1 protein-coding gene is annotated in these 582 nt (G+C 39.9%); it reads left to right on the plus strand.

Annotated elements, in window-relative coordinates; genetic code table 11:
• The first annotated feature begins 204 nt into the window (after positions 1 to 204).
• The gene (locus BCV39_RS10440; protein WP_102431591.1) at positions 205 to 546 is read left to right on the plus strand and encodes a four helix bundle protein; all 342 of its coding nucleotides are present in this window, start codon (positions 205 to 207) and stop codon (positions 544 to 546) included.
• Positions 547 to 582 lie beyond the last annotated feature (36 nt).

Below are 582 nucleotides of genomic sequence, written 5' to 3' on the forward strand. Positions count from 1 at the left end.
GGGATGCGCGTAAACGGGATACGAAGGGCTTGAAAAGCAGATGAGAGATACGGGTAATCGGGATGCGAAAAGATTTAGAAGGTTAGAGCAGATATGAGATTAGAAAAGATGAAAGGATAGAAGTCTCGAACTTTGGTTCTTTATTAATACTTTTCTATGATGTTCTTTTGAGATGATTAGGTTTTCGGTCTTTAGGTAGAAATTGTGCTTTATAGAAAACTTGATGTTTGGCAACGAAGTCGACAGCTATCGATAAACGTTTATCGAGTAATGTCTATGTGCAAAGATTTTGGTTTTAAAGATCAGATTACTCGTAGTGCTTTATCTGTACCTAGCAATATCGCAGAAGGCTGTGAGCGGAAATCTCTGAAAGAGCGTAAGCACTTCTTTGCAATCGCTAAGGGGTCTATAGGTGAATTTGCAACTCAAGCTGACATAGGCTCTGAAGTTGGGTTCATTTCCAAGAGCGTTGGTGAGCAATGGCAATCGGAAGCATTTCAAATCTCACGCATGTTAGGAGCTTTAATCAAGTCACTAGAACAATAACTTCCTTTGCTTTTCTCATCTCGTTCACTCGAATCC

This window comes from Vibrio sp. 10N.286.55.E10, from assembly GCF_002872555.1.
GTDB lineage: Bacteria > Pseudomonadota > Gammaproteobacteria > Enterobacterales > Vibrionaceae > Vibrio > Vibrio crassostreae.